The 19,043-nt window shown below is 70.5% G+C and carries 17 protein-coding genes; 9 read left to right on the top strand and 8 right to left on the bottom strand.

Going from position 1 to position 19,043, the window contains the following annotated elements; translation table 11 throughout:
• Window positions 1-4 precede the first annotated feature (4 nt).
• On the bottom strand, window positions 5-1,216 hold the full coding sequence (locus H5965_RS01395) for a sarcosine oxidase subunit beta family protein (RefSeq protein ID WP_310967312.1): 1,212 nt from the start codon (window positions 1,214-1,216) through the stop codon (window positions 5-7).
• 62 nt (window positions 1,217-1,278) lie between these two features.
• Here H5965_RS01395 and H5965_RS01390 point away from each other — a divergent pair, with 62 nt between their 5' ends.
• Window positions 1,279-1,926: a GntR family transcriptional regulator gene (locus H5965_RS01390; RefSeq protein WP_310967310.1), complete on the top strand. Its 648-nt coding sequence runs from the start codon at window positions 1,279-1,281 to the stop codon at window positions 1,924-1,926.
• Here the strand turns inward: H5965_RS01390 and H5965_RS01385 are convergent.
• Window positions 1,923-3,041, bottom strand: a complete 1,119-nt coding sequence (locus H5965_RS01385; protein ID WP_310967308.1) for an aromatic ring-hydroxylating dioxygenase subunit alpha — start codon at window positions 3,039-3,041, stop codon at window positions 1,923-1,925. The genes H5965_RS01390 and H5965_RS01385 overlap by 4 nt on opposite strands.
• A gap of 106 nt (window positions 3,042-3,147) precedes the next feature.
• Window positions 3,148-3,726 carry a TetR family transcriptional regulator gene (locus tag H5965_RS01380; RefSeq protein WP_310967307.1) on the bottom strand — a complete coding sequence of 193 codons (579 nt, stop codon included), beginning with the start codon at window positions 3,724-3,726 and terminating at the stop codon, window positions 3,148-3,150.
• 40 nt (window positions 3,727-3,766) lie between these two features.
• Between H5965_RS01380 and H5965_RS01375 the strand changes: the two genes are divergently transcribed.
• The 6 genes from H5965_RS01375 to H5965_RS01350 all read left to right on the top strand — a co-directional run bounded on the left by H5965_RS01375 (window position 3,767) and on the right by H5965_RS01350 (window position 10,654).
• Window positions 3,767-5,233 carry an aldehyde dehydrogenase family protein gene (locus H5965_RS01375; RefSeq protein WP_310967305.1) on the top strand — a complete coding sequence of 489 codons (1,467 nt, stop codon included), beginning with the start codon at window positions 3,767-3,769 and terminating at the stop codon, window positions 5,231-5,233.
• A gap of 36 nt (window positions 5,234-5,269) precedes the next feature.
• Window positions 5,270-6,838, top strand: a complete 1,569-nt coding sequence (locus H5965_RS01370) for an amino acid permease (RefSeq protein WP_310967303.1) — start codon at window positions 5,270-5,272, stop codon at window positions 6,836-6,838.
• A gap of 8 nt (window positions 6,839-6,846) precedes the next feature.
• On the top strand, window positions 6,847-8,505 hold the full coding sequence (gene betA / locus H5965_RS01365; protein WP_310967301.1) for a choline dehydrogenase: 1,659 nt from the start codon (window positions 6,847-6,849) through the stop codon (window positions 8,503-8,505).
• A 183-nt stretch (window positions 8,506-8,688) separates the two neighbouring features.
• The gene (locus tag H5965_RS01360; RefSeq protein WP_310967300.1) at window positions 8,689-9,009 is read left to right on the top strand and encodes a bifunctional 3-phenylpropionate/cinnamic acid dioxygenase ferredoxin subunit; all 321 of its coding nucleotides are present in this window, start codon (window positions 8,689-8,691) and stop codon (window positions 9,007-9,009) included.
• Window positions 9,006-10,154 carry an FAD-dependent oxidoreductase gene (locus H5965_RS01355; RefSeq protein WP_310967299.1) on the top strand — a complete coding sequence of 383 codons (1,149 nt, stop codon included), beginning with the start codon at window positions 9,006-9,008 and terminating at the stop codon, window positions 10,152-10,154. The genes H5965_RS01360 and H5965_RS01355 overlap by 4 nt, the downstream gene beginning before the upstream one ends.
• Before the next feature lie 11 nt (window positions 10,155-10,165).
• Complete coding sequence (locus tag H5965_RS01350; protein WP_310967297.1) at window positions 10,166-10,654, top strand: putative immunity protein; 489 nt, start codon at window positions 10,166-10,168, stop codon at window positions 10,652-10,654.
• Window positions 10,655-10,659: 5 nt separating this feature from the next.
• On the opposite strand, the gene H5965_RS01345 is transcribed toward H5965_RS01350, so the two are convergent.
• From H5965_RS01345 to pdhA, 5 genes are read right to left on the bottom strand one after another with little or no spacing between them, the layout of a single operon-like run.
• Window positions 10,660-11,661, bottom strand: coding sequence for a hypothetical protein (locus tag H5965_RS01345; protein WP_310967296.1), 1,002 nt, complete (start codon window positions 11,659-11,661; stop codon window positions 10,660-10,662).
• Window positions 11,637-12,185, bottom strand: a complete 549-nt coding sequence (locus H5965_RS01340; RefSeq protein ID WP_310967295.1) for a hypothetical protein — start codon at window positions 12,183-12,185, stop codon at window positions 11,637-11,639. The genes H5965_RS01345 and H5965_RS01340 overlap by 25 nt, the downstream gene beginning before the upstream one ends.
• 53 nt (window positions 12,186-12,238) lie before the next feature.
• A complete protein-coding gene (locus H5965_RS01335) occupies window positions 12,239-13,420 on the bottom strand; it encodes a dihydrolipoamide acetyltransferase family protein (RefSeq protein WP_310967293.1) in 1,182 nt (393 codons plus the stop codon).
• Window positions 13,413-14,408: an alpha-ketoacid dehydrogenase subunit beta gene (locus tag H5965_RS01330; protein WP_310967291.1), complete on the bottom strand. Its 996-nt coding sequence runs from the start codon at window positions 14,406-14,408 to the stop codon at window positions 13,413-13,415. Before H5965_RS01330 ends, H5965_RS01335 begins: the two co-directional genes overlap by 8 nt.
• Window positions 14,408-15,484: a pyruvate dehydrogenase (acetyl-transferring) E1 component subunit alpha gene (gene pdhA, locus H5965_RS01325; RefSeq protein ID WP_310967290.1), complete on the bottom strand. Its 1,077-nt coding sequence runs from the start codon at window positions 15,482-15,484 to the stop codon at window positions 14,408-14,410. The genes H5965_RS01330 and pdhA overlap by 1 nt, the downstream gene beginning before the upstream one ends.
• A gap of 134 nt (window positions 15,485-15,618) precedes the next feature.
• On the opposite strand from pdhA, the gene H5965_RS01320 reads away from it, so the two are divergent.
• Both H5965_RS01320 and H5965_RS01315 read left to right on the top strand, forming a co-directional pair.
• On the top strand, window positions 15,619-16,095 hold the full coding sequence (locus H5965_RS01320; protein ID WP_026468482.1) for an Lrp/AsnC family transcriptional regulator: 477 nt from the start codon (window positions 15,619-15,621) through the stop codon (window positions 16,093-16,095).
• Window positions 16,096-16,393: 298 nt separating this feature from the next.
• Window positions 16,394-18,985, top strand: coding sequence for an exo 1,3/1,4-beta-D-glucan glucohydrolase (locus H5965_RS01315; RefSeq protein ID WP_310967289.1), 2,592 nt, complete (start codon window positions 16,394-16,396; stop codon window positions 18,983-18,985).
• Window positions 18,986-19,043 lie beyond the last annotated feature (58 nt).

Here is a 19,043-nt window from a genome sequence, read left to right as displayed (position 1 = left end):
ACTCCTAGTGCGCGACGGCGGCGGCGCCGTGCTCGTCGACGAGGGCACCGGTGGTGAACCGGTCCAAGCTGAACGGTTCGGCGTACTCGTGCGGCTTGCCGCGCGCGATGGTCGCGGCGAAGACGTCCCCGACGCCGGGGGTGGCCTTGAAGCCGCCGGTGCCCCAGCCGCAGTTGAGGAACAGGTTCTCCACCGGCGTCAGGCCGATGATCGGCGACGCGTCCGGGCTGGTGTCGACGATCCCGGCCCAGGTCCGCAGCAGGTGCGCCCGTGCGAACACCGGGAACAGCTCCAGTGCGGCCGCCATCTGCTGCTCGATGATGTGGAACGAACCGCGCTGGCCGTACCCGTGGTAGCTGTCGATGCCGGCGCCCATCACCAGTTCGCCCTTGTGCGCCTGGGAAACGTAGACGTGCACGGCGTTCGACATGACGACCGTCGGGTGGATCGGTTCGAGCAGCTCGGACACCAGCGCCTGCAACGGGTGCGACGTCAGCGGCAGGTCGAGACCCACCATGCGGGCCAGCACCGACGTGTGCCCGGCCGCGCACAGCCCCACCTTGCCCGCGGCGATCCGGCCCCTCGACGTCTCGACGCCGGTGACCCGCCCGCCGCTCGTGGTGATGCCGGTGACCTCGCAGTTCTGGATGAGGTCGACGCCCATCTCGTGCGCGGCGCGGGCGAACCCCCAGGCCACGTAGTCGTGCTTCGCGATGCCCGCGCGCGGCTGGAAGGTCGCGCCGAGCACCGGGTAGCGGACGTCCGGCGAGGTGTTGACGATCGGGCAGATCTCCTTGACGCCGTCGGCGTCCACCCACTCGGCGTCGATGCCGTTGAGCTTGTTGGCCTCGACCCGGCGGACGCTGTCGCGGACGTCCTGCAGGCTGTGCGCCAGGTTCAGCACCCCGCGCTGGCTGAACTGGATCGGGTAGCCGAGGTCCTCTTCGAGGCCTTCCCACAGCTTGAGGGAGTGCTCGTAGATGCCGGAGCTCTCGTCCCAGAGGTAGTTGGAGCGGATGATCGTGGTGTTGCGGGCCATGTTCCCGCCGGCCAGCCAGCCCTTCTCCAGCACGGCCACGTTCGTGATGCCCTGCTTGGCCAGGTAGTACGCGGTGGCGAGGCCGTGCCCGCCGCCACCGACGATGACCACGTCGTAGCTGTTGCGAGGCTCGGGGTTGTCCCAGAGGAAGTCCGGGTGCTCCGGCAGATCGGTCATCGAGCGTCCTCCGAGGACTGGTCGACTTCTGATATATCAATCGTCGATGTAGGCTAAGCGCCATGCATCCGCAGGTCAATCCCCCGTCGCTGGCCGAACAGGCGTACCTGTTCGTCCGTGATCGCCTGGTCATGCTGGACATCCCGCCGGGCTCCCCGCTCAACGAGGAGGAGCTCGGGACCGCACTCGGCATGGGCCGGACGCCGATCCGCGAGGCGCTGAAGCGGCTGGAGTCCGAACGCCTGGTCGTCGCCTACCCGCGGCGCGGGACGTTCGCCACCGACGTCAACATCTCCGACCTCGCGCACATCTCCGAGGTCCGGCGCACCCTCGAACCGATGGCGACGGCCGCCGCGGCCGAACGCGCGACCGACGCCGACCGGGCCGCGCTGACCGAGCTGCGCGCGCAGCTCGACGCGGGCGCCCCGGACCGGGGCAACGCCGAACTGCTGCGCACCGATCTCGCCCTGCACCGGGCCATTTACCGGTGCGTGCACAACCCGTTCCTCGAAGACACGCTGATCCGGTACGACAACCTGGCCACCCGGATCTGGTGCGTGTTCGTGCCCCGGCTGTCCGGGATGGCCGGCCACGTCGACGAGCACGTCCCGCTCCTCACCGCGATCATCGAGGGTGACGCCGAGAAGGCGGCCGCGCTGACCCATGCGCACGTCACCGGGTTCGAGGCCGCCATCCGGGCGCTGATCTAAGCCAGCCTCGCCCGGACCCAGTCGTGGAAGGCACCGATGTGGTGCTCACTGGGCACGAGCACACCCCCGTTGGCGTACGACCGCGAGTCCATCGCCAGCTGGCAGCGTTCGCACGCCTCGAAGTCCTGCAGGTTGACGCGGTGGAACAGCTCGACCGACCGGCTGAGGTCGCGGCCCGAGGAAACCACCTCGGGCAGGTAGAGCCAGTCGCAGCGGACCAGCGTCCGGTCCGGGGCCAGGGGGAACATCCGGTGCAGGATGACGTGGTCCGGGACGAGGTTGACGAAGACGCCCGGTTTGATGGTGATCGCGTAGTACTTGCGGTCCTGGGCTTCGGTGACGCCGGGGAGGCGATCGACGCCTTCGCTGCCGTCGACGGTGAAGCCCTTGATGTCGCCGCCGAATTCGGCGCCGTGGCCGACGTAGTACTGCGCGGCGTACCCGTCGGCGAACTCCGGGAGGACCTCGGTGAGCTCGGGGTGGATCGTCGCGCAGTGGTAGCACTCCATGAAGTTTTCGATGATCTGCTTCCAGTTCGCCTTCACGTCGTACTCGATGCGCTTGCCCAGCGCCAGGCCGTCGATGCCGTAGGCGTCGATCTCGGCCGGGCCGCCGAGCCGTTCGGTGACGGCACCGATCACGGTTTCGTCGAACGACGGCGGCTCGCCGGCCAGGCAGACCCAGGCGTAGCCGAGCCATTCCCGCAGGTGGACCTTGGTCAGCCCGAATTCGGTGCGGTCGACGTCCGGCATCCCGGTGAGGTTGGGCGCGGCGATCAGCTTGCCGTCGAGGCCGTACGTCCAGGCGTGGTACGGGCACTGGAAGGCGCGCTTGACGGTACCGGTTTCGGCCGTGCACAGCCGGGCGCCGCGGTGGCGGCAGACGTTGAGGAACGCGTTCAGCTTCCCGTCCCGGCCCCGCGAGACGAGCACGCTCTCCTTGCCGATCTGCACGGTCTCGAACGCCCCCGGCCCGGCGAGGTCGGCGCTGCGCACGGCGCAGAACCAGTCGGCCTCGAAGATCTTCGCCTGTTCGGCCGCGAAGATCGCCGGGTCGGTGTAGGCGGCGCCGGGCAGGGTGGCGAGCAGGCTCGGCGGGAGATCGATTGCGGTCACCGGCGTGGTCCTCTCCGCGGATCAGTTCGGGAGTAGTTGCGCAGAACGCGTCTTGTTGCTCACTCCGGAACAGAGTGACTGCCGCCACGCGCGGCTGTCAACAAGTTCAGGCCGCCGGTCCCTCGATCGCCCGCCGGAACAGTGTTTCGATCTCGTCGCGGGTGGGGCGCGGGTCGGCCAGGGCCGCCTGCATCAGCAGGCCGCAGAACAACCCGGCCAGCAGCCGCCCGGTGAGCGGGTCCGTCCGGGAGCCGAAGAACGCGATCAGGGCGTCGTCCCAGGCCGCGCTCGCCTTGCGCAGGGCCGGCCGGTGCAGGGCCGCGACGTACAGGTCGTACTCCACGACGGTGTCCCGGTACTGCTCGTTGATGTAGCCCATCACCAGGTCGGCGAGCGCGGCGGCGAAGTCGGCGTCCGGCGGGAGCGCGGACTCCCACTCCTTCAGCGCGTGCACGTTCTTCTCGGCCGCCTCGTGCAGGGCGACCTCCAGGAGGTCGTCCAAGGTCGCGAAGTGGTAGGTCGTCGAGCCGAGCGGGACGCCCGCCGCGGCCGCCACCGACCGGTGCGTGACGCCGTCGATCCCGCGCTTGGCGACCACCTCGATCGCCGCCTTGGCGATCCGCGCCCGCCGCTCGGGATCGTTCGGACCGCGGCGCCGCGTCGCGCCGGGTTCGCTCTTCGCCATCGAGCCCCCTTGTGGACATCTGTACACACTTCGCGTACAAATGTACGCACTCTTGACGCGAAGCAGCCACTACCGCTCCGGGAAGGGCCGCATGTTCGATGTGCTCAACCCCGCCACCGGCCAGGTCATCGAGACCCTCGCCGAGGCGGGCGACCAGGAGGTCGGCGCCGCGGTCGAAGCTGCCCGAACGGCCTTCGACCAGGGTCCCTGGCGCCGGACCACCGCCGGCGAACGCGCCCAGCTCCTCCGCAGGACCGCCGATCTGCTGGTCCGCGACCGCGAGGAGCTGGCCCGCACGGAGAGCCTCGACACGGGCAAGACGCTCGGCGAAGGCCGGATCGACATCGACGACGTGACGAACGTCTTCCGCTACTACGCCGACCTCGCCGACAAGGAGGCCGGACGCCTGGTCGACGCGGGCAGCGCGACCGTCGTCAGCCGGATCGTGCACGAACCGGTCGGCGTCTGCGCCCTCATCGCGCCCTGGAACTACCCGCTGCTCCAGATGTCCTGGAAGGTCGCGCCCGCCCTCGCCTCCGGCAACACCGTGGTGCTCAAACCCAGCGAAGTCACCCCGCTGACCACCATCAAGCTGGTCGCCCTGCTGGACGAGGCGGGCGTGCCGGACGGCGTGGTCAACCTCCTGCTCGGCGACGGCCGCGTCGGCGCGGCGATGGTCGAGCACCCGGGCGTCGACCTGGTCTCGTTCACCGGCGGCTACTCGACCGGCGAGAAGATCATGACGGCCGCCGCGAAGGGCGTCCGCCGGGTCGCCCTCGAGCTCGGCGGCAAGAACCCGAACGTCGTCTTCGACGACGCCGACTACGAAACCGCCCTCGACTACGCCCTGATGGCCGCCTTCGTCCACTCCGGACAGGTCTGCTCGGCGGGCGCCCGGCTGATCGTCCAGGAGGGAATCCACGACCGGTTCGTCGCGGACCTCGCCGCGCGCGCCGACCGCATCCGCGTCGGCGACGGGCTGGACCCGAAAACCGAGACGGGCCCGCTCGTCTCGGCGCAGCACCGCGCCAAGGTCGAGGGCTACATCGAAAGCGCTCTCGCCGAAGGTGCGACGCTCCGGGCGGGCGGCCGGCGACCCGAGGGACCGGAGTACGAAACCGGTTTCTTCCTGCGCCCCACGGTGTTCTCCGGCTGCACCCGGGACATGACGATCGTCCGGGAAGAGGTCTTCGGCCCGGTCGTCACCGTGGAACGCTTCACCGACGAGGCCGACGCGATCGCGCTGGCCAACGACACCGAGTACGGGCTCGCCGGAGCCGTGTGGACGTCGGACGCGTCCCGCGCCCAGCGGGTCGCCGGGGCCCTGCGCCACGGCACCGTGTGGATCAACGACTACCACCCCTACCTGCCGCAGGCGGAGTGGGGTGGTTTCGGCAGATCGGGCATCGGCCGCGAACTCGGGCCGTCCGGGCTGGCCGAGTACCAGGAGAGCAAGCACATCTACCAGAACATCGATCCCGCTCCGCAGCACTGGTTCAAGGGCTGAGACCACCCCTTCCCCCACCACGTGAGGACGCACGCGATGACCACTCAGGAAAAACCGGCGGGCGGGGGGCCTGCTCCGGACGACAGCTCCGAACTCGAGAAGTTCGGCTACCGCCAGGAGCTCGAGCGCTCGCTCGGCTCGTTCTCCAGCTTCGCCGCCGGGTTCAGCTACATCTCGATCCTGACCGGCGTGTTCCAGCTCTTCTTCTTCGGCTTCGGGTCGGGTGGCCCGGCCTTCATCTGGACCTGGCCGCTGGTCTTCATCGGCCAGTTCGCCGTCGCCCTGTGCTTCGCCGAGCTCGCCGGGCAGTACCCGCTCGCCGGCTCGGTGTACCAGTGGGCCAAGCAGATCGCGAAACCGGCGACGTCGTGGCTGGCCGGCTGGATCATGATCATCGGTGCGATCGTCACGGCGGCGGCCGTCGCGGTCGCCTACCAGATCATCCTGCCGCAGGTCTCGACCGCGTTCCAGATCGTCGGCAGCGACGAAGACGCCGGCCTGACGTCGACCCCGGGCGGCGCTCAGAACGCCATCATCCTGGCCCTGGTGCTGGTCGTGTTCGCCACGATCGTCAACATCATCGGCGTCAAGCTGATGGCGAAGATCAACAACTTCGGGGTCGCGGTGGAGCTCGGCGCGAGCATCCTGCTCGTGATCGCGCTGGCCATCCACATCAAGCGCGGCCCCGGCCTGGTCTTCGACACCGCCGGTACCGGTGAGGGTCACTCGTTCGGGTACCTCGGGGCGTTCCTGGTGGCCTCGCTGATGAGCGCGTACGTCTTCTACGGCTTCGACACCGCGGGCTCGCTGGCCGAGGAGACGACCCAGCCGCGGCGGCACGCGCCCCGCGCGATCCTGCGCGCCATCACCGCGGCGTTCATCGTCGGCGGGCTGATCATGCTGTTCGGCATGATGGCCGTCGGCGACCTGAGCGCCAAGGAGCTGAGCACGTCCGGCATGCCGTACCTGCTGAAGAGCACCCTCGGCGAAGGGCTCGGCGACGCCTTCCTGATCTGCTCGGCGATCGCGATCACCGTGTGCTGCCTGGCCGTGCAGACCGCGGCGATCCGGATGACCTGGGCGATGGCCCGCGACGGCCGCCTGCCGTTCAGCACCGCGATGGCGAAGGTGTCGCCGCGGTCCAAGACGCCGGTGCTGCCCGCGCTGCTGACCGGCGGCCTCACCGTCGTCGTGCTGCTGATCAACCTCGGCAACCAGCGGGCGTTCTTCATCCTGACCTCGACGGCGATCATCCTGTTCTACATCCCCTACCTGATGGTCACCGGCCCGATGCTGGTGCGCCGCCTGCGCGGCCACTGGCCGCGGCCGGAGCACGGGCCGTACTTCAAGCTGGGCCGCTGGGGCACGCTGGTGAACCTGGTCGCGGTGCTCTACGGCGCGGCCATGACGATCAACCTGATCTGGCCGCGCGCCGAGGTCTACGGCGACGACCACTGGTACTTCCAGTGGGGCGCGGTGATCGTCACCGCGCTGATCGTGATCATCGGTGCGATCATGCTCTACGTCCGGCGCCGCACCTGGGGTTCGTCGCACACGAGCCCCGAGCACATGCCCGACAACGCCCCGGACACCCTGCCCGGATAGGAGGCGCCATGAGTTCCGATACCTACGACTTCGTCATCGTCGGCGGTGGCTCGGCGGGCTGCGCGCTGGCGAACCGGCTCTCGGCCGACCCGTCGAACAAGGTCCTCGTCCTGGAAGCGGGCCGGTCGGACTACAAGTGGGACGTCTTCATCCACATGCCGGCCGCGCTGACCTTCCCGATCGGGTCGAAGTTCTACGACTGGGGCTACCGCAGCGAACCCGAGCCGTACATGAACCGCCGTCGCATCTACCACGCGCGCGGCAAGGTGCTCGGCGGGTCGTCCAGCATCAACGGGATGATCTTCCAGCGCGGCAACCCGATGGACTACGAGCGCTGGGCGAGCGATCCCGGGATGTCCACTTGGGACTACGCGCACTGCCTGCCGTACTTCAACCGGATGGAGAACTGCCTCGCCGACCCGCCGGACGGGCCGTGGCGCGGCCACGACGGCCCGCTCGAACTGGAGCGCGGCCCGGCGTCGAACCCGTTGTTCCAGGCCTTCTTCGACGCCGCCGAGCAGGCAGGCTACCCGCGCACCGACGACGTCAACGGCTACCGGCAGGAAGGGTTCGCCGCCTTCGACCGGAACGTCCGGAAAGGACGGCGGCTGTCGGCGGCGGGCGCGTACCTGCACCCGGTGCTGGACCGGCCCAACCTCACGGTGAAGACGCACGCGTTCGTGTCGCAGATCCTCTTCGACGGCACGCGCGCGGTCGGCGTCGAGTACGCGCAGGGCCGGGGCGTGCCGGGTGAGGTTTACGGCAAGGAGATCATCCTCTGCGGCGGCGCGATCAACAGCCCGCAGCTGCTGCAGCTGTCCGGCGTCGGGAACGCGGCGGAGCTGGAGAAGCTCGGCATCGACGTCGTGAAGGACCTGCCGGGCGTCGGCGAAAACCTCCAGGACCACCTGGAGGTGTACATCCAGTACGCCTGCAAGCAGCCGGTGTCGATGCAGCCGTCGCTGGCGAAGTGGAAGCGGCCGTACATCGGCGCCCAGTGGCTGTTCCTGCGGTCCGGGCCGGCCGCCACGAACCACTTCGAGGGCGGCGGGTTCGTCCGGTCCAACGACGAGGTGAAGTACCCGAACCTGATGTTCCACTTCCTGCCGGTGGCGATCCGCTACGACGGCTCGGCGCCCACCGAAGGGCACGGCTACCAGGTGCACGTCGGGCCGATGTACGCCGACACCCGCGGCTCGGTGAAGATCAAGTCCACCGACCCGCGGGAACACCCGGCGATCAGGTTCAACTACCTGTCGACCGAGACCGATCGCAAGGAATGGGTCGAAGCGGTGCGGGTGGCGCGGAAGATCCTCAACCAGTCCGCGCTCGACCCGTACAACGGCGGGGAGATCTCGCCGGGGCCGTCCGTGGAGACCGACGAAGAGATCCTCGACTGGGTGGCCAAGGACGCCGAAACGGCGTTGCACCCGTCGTGCACGACGAAGATGGGCGTGGACGACATGTCCGTCGTCGACCCGCAGAGCATGCGGGTGCACGGCACCGAGGGCCTGCGCGTGGTCGACGCGTCGGTGATGCCCTACATCACCAACGGCAACATCTACGCCCCGGTGATGATGACCGCCGAGAAGGCCGCCGACCTGATCCTCGGCAACACCCCGCTCGCCCCGATCAAGACGCCGTTCTACCGGCACGGGGAGAACTAGCCGCCAGCGCCGTCGCGCCCGTGCCACCATCCCCGGCACGGGCGTCTCGGCGTGCCCGGATACCCGTTATCCGGTAACGAAAACTACCGGGGCGTACCCCCTTGACGCACCCCGTCACCGGACTCAGACTTGTTGCGTATCGCAGTTGATGTTCCCCAATGCGCAACTTTTCCCGGAGGCGTCATGATTCGCGCGTGCACGGTGGACGAGCTGCCCCCCGGCGAGTCCGTCCGGATCCCCGGACCGCCCGCCATCGCGGTGTTCCGCACCGAGGAGGGCGAGCTGTACGCCATCGGCGACACGTGCACCCACCAGGACGCCTCCCTGGCCGACGGCTGGCTCGAAGGCTGTTTCGTCGAATGCCCGCTGCACGCGGCGCTGTTCGACCTGCGCACGGGCATGCCGACCTGCCTGCCGGCGAAGGACCCGGTGCCCACGTACGCCGTGGTCGTCGAGGACGGCGTCGTCTACGTCCGGGGTGTGGCCGGCGAGGACGCCGCGTGAAGCGGGTCGCGGTCGTCGGCGCGTCGCTCGCCGGGGTCCGCGCGGCGCAGGAGCTGCGCGCGCAGGGGTACGACGGCGGGATCGTGCTGATCGGCGACGAGGTACACCTGCCCTACGACCGGCCGCCGCTGTCCAAGGGCTTCCTGGCCGGGACGGCGTCGCGGGAGTCCCTCGACCTGCTCGACGCCGGTGACCTGGCGTCGCTGGCCCTGGACTTCCGGCTCGGCGTCCGGGCGACGGCGCTGGCGCCGGCCGACCGGCGCGTGCTGCTGTCGGACGGCACGTCGGTGCACGCGGACGGCGTCGTGATCGCCACCGGCGGCCGCGCACGCACGCTGCCGGGCTTCGAGGGCGCCTTTGTGTTGCGGACGCTCGACGACGCTCTCGCTCTGCGCGCCGCGCTGGTCCCGGGGGTCCGCGTGGCCATCGTCGGAGCCGGGTTCATCGGGGCCGAGGTGGCGTCGACCTGCCGTTCGCTGGGCCTCGACGTGGTCGTCCTGGAAGCGCTGGCCGCGCCGCTGGCGCCGGTGCTGGGCCCTTCGCTGGCCGAAGTCTGCGCCCGGCTGCACCTCGACCACGGCACGGACCTGCGCTGCGGCGTCCGGGTCACCGGGCTCTCCCCGGCCGGCGTCTCGCTGGCGTCCGGTGCGGTCGTCCCGGCCGACGTGGTGGTGACGGGCGTCGGGATGACGCCGTCGACCGAGTGGCTCGAGGGTTCGGGTTTGAAGGTCGGCAACGGCGTCCACACGGACGAAGGACTGGTCACTTCGCTCCCGCAGGTGGTGGCGGTCGGGGACGTGGCCCGGTACGGCGGGCGGCGGCACGAACACTGGACGAACGCCTCGGAGCAGGCCCCGGTCGCGGTGGCCAACCTGCTGGCCGGGCACACCACGCGGACGTACACGCCGAGCGGGTACGTCTGGTCGGACCAGTATTCGGGGACGTTGCAGCTGGCCGGCCACCCACGCCCGGACGACGAGCTCACGTTCGTGGCCGGCGACCCGGCGTCGGCCTCGTTCGTGGCCACGTTCTCCCGCGACGGCGCCACGGTGGGGGTGTTCGCGTTGAACGACGCGAAGCTGTTCAACCGCCTGCGCCGCCAGGCCCTGCGCCGCCCCGAGTTTCAACCGGCGGTTCAAGGATAAGCTTCAGGGGCATGGAGCTGGATCTCGACGAACTGCGGGCCTTGACGAGCTGGGCCGCCGCCTGCGCTGAACGCGTGCTGCCGCTGATCCCGGACGACCCCCGCCCGGCCGCGGCGATCACGGCGGCCCGGGAGTTCGCCGCGGGCGGTCCGCGCACCAAGGCCCTGCGCACGGCGGCGTGGGCCGCACTGGCGGCCGCGGGCTCGGCCGCCGACCCGGCGGCTTCGGCGGCGGCGCGGGCCGCGGTCGGCGCGGCGGGTGCGGCGTACCTGCATCCGCTGGAGTCGCCGCACCAGGTGAAGCACATCGTGGGCCCGGCCCAGCAGGCAGCGTTGGCGCGCGAACTGGCGGGCGGCTCCGCGGAGGCGGAGGTCGAGTGGGCGCTTTCGCAGGCCCCACCGGAGGTCCGCGTCCTCCTGCACAAGTTCCCGCCGGGCAAACCGGGCAAAACCCGCCTCGGCGAGCTGCACCACCGGCTGGAGTCGGCCCTCCGCGACTGAACCGCCTACAGCGAGAGGTCGTCCAAGTCGGACTCCAGCCTCGCCCGCCAGGTCCACCGCCGTTCCGTCGTGTCCGCGTCCTCGCCCGCGGGCGGGCCCAGCGGCAGGGCCGGGTCGGCGACCCCGAACGTCACCCGGTACGCCAGCACCGACGCGGCCGTCCGGATCCAGGCGTCACCCGATGTCCCCGACGGCGGCGCCACCCCCAGCGCGTGCCCGAACCACGTCGGCAGCAGCGCGTTCGAGCCCAGCGCGTCCGTGATCCGCGTCCGCAACCGGACCTGTAGGTCGTGCCACGCGCGCTCGGCCCGCTCCAGCTGCGGGACCACGCGCGCCTCGACCGCGTCCGCCTCGCGCAGCGCCAGCCGCGCCTTCTCGGCCGCCGCCGAGGCCGCCGGGATCTCCTCGTCCAGCAGCGTCCGGCGCCGCGTCGACAAGGCCCGCAACGACGACTCCGCGTCGCCCCGGGTCCGGGACGCTCGCTCCGTCGACGCCAGGACGCGCACCACCTCCAGCAGGTCGGTGTCGCACCGGGAAAGCGCCGATCGCAGCGAGCCGAGGTGCGCGATCTCCTCCTCGTACCGCGCGCGCTGCTCCTTCGTGACCAGCTCCTTGTGCAGGTCGTCCCAGCGCGCCGCCTCCGCCGCGAGGGCCCGCGTCTCCGGGCCGACGTCGTCGAGGTTCACCTGCGGGACGCCGTCGGACACGCGGACCGCGCGCTCCAGGACGCGGACCTGCTGCTGCAGCCGCTCCAGCTGCCGGCCGAGGCGGTCGATCCGGTCGTCCTGCCGGTCCGGGCCGCCGCTCTCGAGCCGCTCGGTCAGCTCGGCGACGTCCTGGCCCAGGCGGTCGCCGGCCTCGCGCAGCCCGTCGACCGCCGTGAACAGCTCGTCGAGGTCGCGCCGGGTGGGGTCGACGGCGTCCGGGTAGTCGTACTCCTGCGTGAACTCCGGGTCGTCGCCGTAAGTCGCGTAGCCGTGGCTCATGGCGTCCGGCTTTCCCGCCACAGCAGCGCGATCGTGCCCGCGGCGCCCAGCGCCGCCAGGACCGTGCATACCACCGCTCCGGACCACGGGACCAGGGCGAGCACCAGCACCGACGCCGTGGCGCTGCCCGCCCACGCCGCCCGGGTCCGCTCGCGGATCACCGCCCCGGCCCGGCGGACCGGCGCGAAGCCGACCCACAGGCCCGCGCCGAACAGCGGGACCAGGACCACCAGCCACACCGGCGAAAGCACTTCGAACAGCACCAGCGCCGCGGAAACCAGCGGCACCAGCACCGGCGCGGCCGCGAGCCAGACGACCGCACGCTGGGTCGCCGCGTGCCGGGATTCGAGTTCGGCGTCGGCGAGCCGCCGCTTGGCCTCGTCGAACGCCAGCTCGGCGTCGAGCAGCCGGTGGGCGCTCGCCACGAGCTCGTCCATCGCCTCGACGTCCCCGGGCGGGGTCGCGAGCCCGTCCCGCAGGTCCTGCTTGAGCCGGGCGACGCGCCCCTCCGCGAGGTCGCGGTCGTGCTGGGCCGGTGTCGTCACGCGACCACTGTAAGTGCCACGGCCGTCACGACCGGCCAATGCGCCCGGTGCGTCTACAAATCACCGAGGGCGGTGACCGGCGACTCCACGCAGTCGGCGACGAACCGCAGGAACCCGCCCGCCGTGCCGCCGTCGCAGACGCGGTGGTCGAACGCCAGGGTCAGCTCGCAGATCTTCCGCGCCACCAAGGCGCCGTCGACCACCCACGGCCGGTCGATGATCCGGCCGATGCCGAGGATCGCCGCCTCGGGGTGGTTGATGATCGCGGCCGAGCCGTCGACGCCGAACACGCCGTAGTTGTTGACGGTGAAGGTGCCGCCGGCGAGGTCCGCGGGCGCGAGTTTGCCCTCCCGCGCGGTGCGGGCGCGGTCGCCGATCGCCGCCGACAGGTCCCGCGTCGACAGCGCCCCGGCGTCCCGCACCACCGGCACGACCAGGCCGCGGTCGGTCTGCGCGGCGAAGCCGAGGTGGATCTCGTCCAGCAGGACGATCTCGTCGCCCTCGACGCGCGAGTTCAGCTCGGGGTACCGGCGCAGCCCCGCGACGGCGAACCGCGCGATCAGGCCGAGCAGGCTGACCGGCCGGTCGCTCTTGGCGTTCAGCGCGGCCCGCGCGGCGACCAGCCCGGTCGCGTCGACGTCCACCCAGACCGTGGCTTCCGGGATTTCGCGCCGGGACGTCGAAAGCTTGTCGGCGACGGCTTTGCGCACGCCGGTGAGCGGGATGCGCCGGCCCTTCGAGCCGGTCTTCTTCAGCGCCGCTTCGACGTCGGCGCGGCGGATGATGCCGTCCGGACCGCCCGGGGTGACCTTCGCGAGGTCGATCCCGTTGTCGGCGGCCAGTTTCCGGACGAACGGCGAGATCACGCCGGGCTGCTTCGGCCGCGTGGGCGCGGTGCCGCTCACCGGACGCCGGGCCCGCTTGCGCCGGGTCGTCGGCGCGGTGCCGTAGCCGATGAGGACGTTGCCGCTCCCGGAAGACGTCGTGACGCCTGGTTCCGCGAACCCACCGACGGTCAGCAGCGGCGCGCCGACCGGCAGCAGCTGCCCCGGCTCGCCGTGCAGCGCGGACACCACGCCGGCGAACGGCACCGGCACCTCGACGGCCGCCTTCGCCGTCTCGACCTCGACGACGACCTGGTCGACGGCGACGGTGTCGCCGACCTCGACCCGCCAGTCCACGATCGCCGCCTCGGTCAGGCCTTCGCCGAGGTCCGGCAGCAGGAAGTCAGGCACCGGCCACCACCGGCGTGTCGTCCCACTGCAGGCGCGCGATCGTGTCGAGGATCCGGTCGACGTCGGGCAGCTGGTGGCGCTCGAGCTTCGGCGCCGGGTACGGGATGTCGAGCCCGGTGACCCGCAGGACGGGCGCGTGCAGCTGGTGGAAGCACTGCTCGGTGACCCGCGCGACGACCTCGGCGCCGTACCCGCCGAACCCGGCGGCCTCGTGCACCACGACCGCCCGCCCGGTGCGGCGGACCGAAGCCGTGACGGTCTCGTCGTCGAACGGCGCCAGCGAGCGCAGGTCGACGACCTCGACGTCCCAGCCCTCGGCCTTCGCCGCTTCGGCGGTTTCCAGCGCGGTGGCGACCATCGGGCCGTAGGCGATGAGCGTGACGTCCTTGCCGTGGCGGCGGACCAGGGCCTGGTCCATGGCCGGGCCGGAGCGGGTGAAGGTGACCTCTTCGCTCGACCAGTAGCGGCACTTCGGCTCGAGGAAGATGACCGGGTCGGGTGACTCGATGGCGTCGCGGAGCAGGTCGTAGGCGTCCTGCGCGGTGCCCGGCGTGACGACGCGCAGGCCGGGGGTGTGCGTGTAGTAGGCCTCGCTGGAGTCGCAGTGGTGCTCGACGCCGCCGATGCCGCCGGCGTACGGGATCCGGATGACCATGGGCAGGTGCAGCGCACCCCGGGTGCGGTTGCGCAGCTTCGCGACGTGCGAGGTGATCTGCTCGAACGCGGGGTAGGCGAAGGCGTCGAACTGCATTTCGACGACCGGGCGGAAGCCGCCCATGGCCATCCCGACGGCGAACCCGACGATGCCGGACTCGGCCAGGGGGGTGTCGAAGCAGCGGTCCTCGCCGAAGTCGGCGGTGATGCCGTCGGTGACGCGGAAGACGCCGCCGAGGGTGCCGACGTCCTCGCCGAAGACGAGGACGCCGTCGTCGTCCTTGAGGGCGTCGCGCAGGGCGGCGTTGAGGGCCTGCGCCATGGTGGTCGTCATCAGGCCTCCAGTTCGGCTGCGAGGGTGGCGCGCTGGGCTTCGAGCTGGCGGGTCGGTTCGGCGTAGACGTGGTCGAACAGCGACAGCGGGTCGAGCTCGGGCTCGGCGTTGAGGGTGTCGCGGACGGACTGGGCGAACACCTCGGCGTCGGCCGCGAACCGCTCGATTTCGTCGTCCTGGAGGACGTTTCGGCTCTTGAGGTAGGTCTCGAGCCGCTTGAGCGGGTCCGCTTCGCGCCACTTCGCGACTTCGTCGGCGTCGCGGTAGCGGGTGGCGTCGTCGGCGTTGGTGTGGGCGTCGATGCGATAGGTGTGCGCCTCGACGAGGACGGGGCCGTGGCCTTCGCGCGCGTGCTTCACGGCGTCGTCGAGGACGGCCAGCACGGCGACGGCGTCGTTGCCGTCGACCTGCTCGGAGCGCATGCCGTAGCCGACACCCTTGTACGCCAGCGCTTCGGCGGCGCTCTGCTTCTCGAACGGCACCGAGATGGCGAAGCGGTTGTTCTGCACGAAGAAGACGACGGGCGCCTTGAAGACGGCCGCGAAGTTGAGCGCTTCGTGGAAGTCGCCTTCGCTGGTGGCGCCGTCTCCGATGAACGCCAGCGCGACGGCGTCTTCGCCGCGTCGCTGCATCGCGTGCGCGAGGCCGGCGGCGTGGAGCGTCTGCGTTGCGAGCGGAGTGCATTGAGGCGCTACGCGCGTCTCGACCGGGTTGTAGCCGCAGTGCGCGTCGCCGCGAAGGAGCGTCAGGACTTCGCCGGGCTCCAGGCCGCGGGCGACGAGGGCGACGGAGTCGCGGTAGGTCGGGAAGAGCCAGTCCTGGGTGTCGAGGGCCAGCGCGGCGGCGACCTGGCAGGCTTCCTGGCCGGCGCTGGAGGGGTACACGGCGAGGCGGCCCTGCTTGGTGAGCGCGGTCGCCTGCACGTCGAACCGGCGGCCCAGGACCATCAGCCGGTAGGCCTCCTTGAGCCGCTCTCCGGCCGGTTCGCCGTAGCCGCCGGCTTGGTCGGCACGGCTTCCGTCCTCGGCGACGAACCGCACCGGGGCAGCGGACGGCAGCAGGGTCTCCACAGCCATGACGCACACCACCTCTCCCAGACATATGATGCTGAAATGGTGGTTCGCGGCGGCGTTGTGTTCAAGGGTTGGCGGAAATGAGCGACAAAAGGTCTCCTTCACCGGCTTCCGGTGACCAAACGTCCACGGGTGTCCTGGCTCACGGGGGTCTCCCGGGACGAACGGTCCCGGCGCTGGACGACGTCGACCGGGCGATGCTGGCGGAGCTGTCGGCGGACGGCCGCCTGGCGGTGCGCGCGTTGGCGGAACGGCTCCACATCTCGCGGACGAACGCGTACGCGCGACTGGAGCGGCTGATGGCGGAGGGGGTGATCACGGGCTTCGGCGCGCGGATCGATCCCCGCCGGGCGGGTCTGGGGACGTCGGCGTACATCATGGTGACGGTGGAGCAGACGTCCTGGCGCACGATGGCGACGGACCTGCACGAGATCCCGTACGTGGACCACGTGGCCCTGGTGGGTGGCGACTTCGACATCCTGCTGCTGGTCCGGACGCCGGACAACTCGACGTTGCGGGACGTGGTCCTGGAGCGGCTGCAGGCACTGGAGGGGGTCCGGTCGACGCGGACGTGGCTGATCTTCGAGGAGCTGCCGGGCTCGGTGCTGAGCTGAGGCCCGCGCGGCCGAATTCGTCGATTTCACCACCGCACCTCCGCCGAACGGGCAAAACCCCTGCCCGCAAGCACCCTTGCCGCCGAAACCGCCGAGAGCTAGACAGGACAGCAAGTCACCAGGTCGCCGGACGACTCTTATTTTATGTCGAGAAATAACTACCCCGAAACCTATTGACTCCCTCCCCGTCGCCCGGTGAGGATCGGCCGGTCCGCCGTTCATCGCAGAATGGACCAGACCTATGGCCAGAAGATCCCGCGCGTGGTCCCGTGCGCGCCGAAGTTCGCTCGTCACACTGGTGAGCCTGAGCCTGCTGGGCGGGGTCGCCCAGGCGGCGCCCGTCCAGGCCGCCGAGCCGCCGCAGCCCGTCATCGGGCAGCCCGCCAAGGACAAGGACGGCTGCGCCCGGATCGAGAAGAGCCTGCCGACCCTCGCGGACTGGCCGAAGGTCGACAGCCGGTTCAAGGGGAAGGCCGGCGACGAGCAGCGGATCGCCGAAATCCTCAAGGGCATGACCCTGGAGGAAAAAGTCGGGCAGATGACGCAGCCCGAGATCGCCGCCATCACGCCCGACGAGGTCCGCCAGTACGCCATCGGCTCGGTCCTCAACGGCGGCGGCTCGTGGCCCGGCGGCAAGAAGAACGCCACCCAGCAGGACTGGCTGAACCTCGCCGACGCCTTCTGGAACGCCTCCAAGACCAGCCGCACGAAGATCCCCGTCATCTGGGGCATCGACGCCGTGCACGGCAACAACAACGTCTACGGCGCCACCGTCTTCCCGCACAACATCGGCCTCGGCGCCGCGCACGACCCGTGCCTGGTCCGGGACGTCGCCGGCGCCACCGCCCGGCAGATCCGCGCCACCGGCCAGGACTGGGCCTTCTCGCCCACCCTCGCCGTCGTCCAGGACGACCGCTGGGGCCGCACCTACGAGGGCTTCTCCGAGGACCCGCGCATCACGCGCTCCTACGGCTTCGAGGCCATCAACGGCCTCCAGGACGGCGCCACCAAGCGCATCGGCTACAACGGCGTCATCGCCACCGCCAAGCACTTCATCGGCGACGGCGGCACGCTGAAGGGCCAGGACCAGGGCGTCAACCCGTCGTCCGAAGCGGACATGATCAACATCCACGGCCAGGGCTACTACGGCGCGCTCGCCGCCGGCTCCCAGACCGTGATGGTGTCGTTCAACAGCTGGACCAACGCCGACCTCGGCATCAACGAGGGCAAGCTGCACGGCAGCGACAAGGCGCTGAACCAGATCCTCAAGGGCAAGATGGGCTTCGACGGCCTGGTCGTGTCCGACTGGAACGGCATCGGCCAGGTCACCGGCTGCACGAACTCCTCGTGCCCGCAGGCGATCAACGCCGGCATCGACATCGTGATGGTGCCGAACGACTGGAAGGCGTTCATCACCAACACCGTCGCCCAGGTGCAGAGCGGCCAGATCCCGATGTCCCGGATCGACGACGCCGTCACCCGCATCCTGCGCGTCAAGCTGCGTGACGGCCTGTTCGAGTCGCAGAAGCCGTCCGACCGGTCCTACGCGAACTCCGACGAGGCGCTGAAGGACAACTGGCTGGCGCGCGACGCCGTCCGCGAGTCGCAGACGCTGCTGAAGAACAACGGCAACGTGCTGCCGCTCAAGCCGGCGTCGAAGGTCCTGGTGGTCGGCAAGAGCGCCGACAACATCCAGAACCAGACCGGCGGCTGGACGCTCAGCTGGCAGGGCACCGGCAACACGAACGCCGACTTCCCGAACGCCACGTCGATCCTGACCGGCATCAAGCAGAACCTGGGCGACGCCAACGTCACCTTCGACGCCACCGGCAACGTCGACCCGAAGGGCTTCGACGCGGTCATCGCGGTCATCGGCGAGACGCCGTACGCCGAAGGTGTCGGCGACCTGACCCGCAAGTCGCTCGAAGCGGCGCGGCTCTACCCCGAGGACCTGGCCGTGCTGGACAAGGTCAGCGGCAAGGGCACCCCGGTCGTCACCGTGTACGTCGGCGGCCGCCCGCTGTACATGAACAAGGAGATCAACCGCTCCGACGCGTTCGTGGCGGCCTGGCTGCCCGGCACCGAGGGCGGCGGCGTCGCGGACATGCTGGTCAAGGGCAAGGACGGCACGGGCTACCAGGGCACGCTGTCGTACTCGTGGCCGAAGAGCGCCTGCCAGTCGCCGCTCAACCCGTGGTCGCCGGACTACGACCCGCTGTTCAAGCTGGGCTACGGCCTGAAGAGCGGCCAGCGCGTCACGGTCGGCCAGCTGGACGAGACGTCCGGCCCGGCGTCCTGCGGGGCGACCGGTGGCGGCGGGACCGCGACCGAGGACCTGTCGATCTACGACCGCACCGACGTGCCGCCGTACACGAGCCAGATCGGCTCGGCGGAGAACTGGGGCGGCACGGTGATCGGCCCGGACGGCACGGCGTCGCACACCGAGATCAACGTCGTCCCGACGGACGTCAACGTGCAGGGCGACGGCCTGAAGGCCACCTGGACGGGGGCGGGAGCGGCCCAGCTGTACATGCAGAACACGGCGGGCACCAACGACCTGCGCGGCTACCTCAACGCGAACGCGGCGCTGGAGTTCGACACGACCGTGCAGCAGGCCCCGGCCAATAGGACGGTGATCAGCATGCACTGCGTGTACCCGTGCTTCAGCGAGGTGAACGCGACCAAGCTGTTCACCGACCTGGCGGGCGGCCCGAAGACGACGGTGAAGATCCCGGTGTCCTGCTTCGACAACGGGCTGGACTTCGAGCACATCAACACCCCGTTCCTGGTGTACACGGACGGCCCGTTCCAGGCGTCGTTCGCGAACGTGCGATGGGTGCCGCAAGGGGCGAAGGATCCTGATGCGAGACCTTGTTCGAGCTTGACCTGACGGCGACCGGGCCGGGAGCGATCCGCTCCCGGCCCGGTTCGTTTCCGGCACGATGAAG

The sequence above is a fragment of the Amycolatopsis sp. 505 genome, assembly GCF_031625235.1.
In the GTDB taxonomy this organism is placed as follows: Bacteria; Actinomycetota; Actinomycetes; order Mycobacteriales; family Pseudonocardiaceae; genus Amycolatopsis.
Note: the sequence above shows the minus strand (reverse complement) of the source record. Positions and strands in the feature narration are given on the sequence as shown.